2 protein-coding genes are annotated in these 1,813 nt (G+C 64.6%); both read right to left on the bottom strand.

Features of this window, described 5'->3' with window-relative positions; translation table 11 throughout:
• Positions 1-1,187 (bottom strand): NADH-quinone oxidoreductase subunit F (locus FJY88_14145; GenBank protein MBM3288468.1); only part of this gene is annotated, 1,187 nt, incomplete at its 3' end.
• Complete coding sequence (gene nuoE, locus FJY88_14140) at positions 1,184-1,666, bottom strand: NADH-quinone oxidoreductase subunit NuoE (protein MBM3288467.1); 483 nt, start codon at positions 1,664-1,666, stop codon at positions 1,184-1,186. The genes nuoE and FJY88_14145, both read right to left, overlap by 4 nt.
• Between the last annotated feature and the right edge of the window lie 147 nt (positions 1,667-1,813).

Genomic DNA, 1,813 nt, shown 5'->3' with positions numbered 1-1,813 from the left:
GGAATGCAGCCGCCCGATGGGCCGCCCATCTGCACCGCCTTGAACTTCCGATCCTCCTTGATCCCGCCGCAGATGCCGAAAACGATCTCCGCGATCGAGATTCCCATCGGGACCTCGACGAGTCCGCCGCGCTTGACCTTGCCCGCCATCGCGAAGACCTTCGTCCCCTTGCTGTTCTTGGTCCCGAGGGAGTTGAACGCCTCCGCGCCGTTGACGACGATCCAGGGGACGTTGGCGAAGGTCTCGACGTTGTTGATCGATGTCGGGCAGTCCCAGAGCCCCTTTGTCGCGGGGAAGGGGGGACGCACGCGGGGCATGCCGCGGCGCCCCTCGATCGATGCGATGAGCGCGGTTTCCTCGCCGCAGACGAAGGCCCCCGCCCCCTCCTTCAGCTTGACGTGAAAGGAGAAGGGCGTCCCGAGCATGTCATCGCCCAGGAATCCCCTGGCCTCTGCCTGCGCGATGGCGATGTTGAGGCGCTCGATCGCCTTCGGATACTCGGCCCGCACGTAGATGTACCCTTCATGGGCTCCGATGGCGTAGCCGGCGATCGCCATCCCCTCCAGGACCGAGTGCGGATCGCCTTCGAGAACGGATCGGTCCATGAAGGCCCCGGGGTCGCCCTCGTCCGCGTTGCAAATGATGAACTTCCTCTGGCCCGGGACCATCCTCGTGAAGCGCCACTTCATGCCGGTCAGGAATCCCGCGCCCCCGCGCCCGCGGAGGCCCGACTCCACGATCTGGTTGATCAACGCGTCGGGATCGGCCTGCTTCAAGACCTTCTCGATCGCCTTGTAGCCGCCCGCGTCTATGTAGTCATCGACCTCCTCGGGATTGATGTCGCCGCAGTTGCGCAGGACGATCCTGTTTTGGCGGGCCAGGTAGGCCGTCTCCGTCCCCGCCCCGTCGCTGCTCCAGACGAGCCAGTCCTCGATCACCTGCCCGCGGCCGATGTGCTCCTCGAGGAGGCGGTCGACCTTCTCGCGGGTGAGATTGCCGTACTGGAAGCGGCGGCCTTCCGCGTCCCGGACCTCTACGAGGGGCTCCCGGTAGCACATCCCGACGCACCCGGTCCTGCCGAGCTCGATCGGGCGCCCCGCCGGGGGCAGCTTTTCCGCGAGCGCCTTGTAGGTCTCCTCCGCTCCCGCGGCGATTCCGCATGTTCCAAGTCCAACGAGGATCTTCATGATTGCGCGACCTCTTCGGCGGCCTTGCGGTAGGGTTTCAGGATCTTCTTCATCTCCTCGGGCTTCAGATTCCCATGGGTGTTGTTGTCGACCATGATGACGGGAGCGAGGCTGCAGCAGCCGAGACATGAGACGGTCTCGAGCGTGAAGAACTTGTCCTCGGTGGTCTCGCCGGTCTGGATCTCGAGGTGATCCTCGAGCCCCTTCGTGATCGCGTTCGCTCCGCTCACGTGGCAGGCGGTGCCGTGGCAGACCCGGATGATGTGCTTGCCGACCGGGTGGAGACGAAACTGCGAGTAGAAGGTCGCGACCCCGTAGATCTGGGCCAGGGGAATCCCGTGCTCTCGGTGGATCCGGTCGATCTCCTCCCTCGTGATGTAGCCGTCCTTCGCCTGCGCCTTCTGAAGCGCCGGGATCAAGATCCCCGCCATTCCGACGTAGTGGAGGTTCTTGAAGTCAAGCCGTCTGTGCTCACCCATCTCCCGCTCCTCCCCTCTGGCCACGGCCTCAGTCGTACGGAGTCTCGAACATCTTGTTCATCAGGCTCATCATCTGGTCGATGTCGCCCACCCCGCCGAGCGCGTGCCCCCTGCATCCCTTGCGTGTGCAAAACTCGACATACCCCC

The sequence above is a fragment of the Candidatus Eisenbacteria bacterium genome (assembly GCA_016867495.1).
GTDB lineage: Bacteria > Eisenbacteria > RBG-16-71-46 > CAIMUX01 > VGJL01 > VGJL01.
This window is presented reverse-complemented; position numbering and strand designations above follow the sequence as displayed.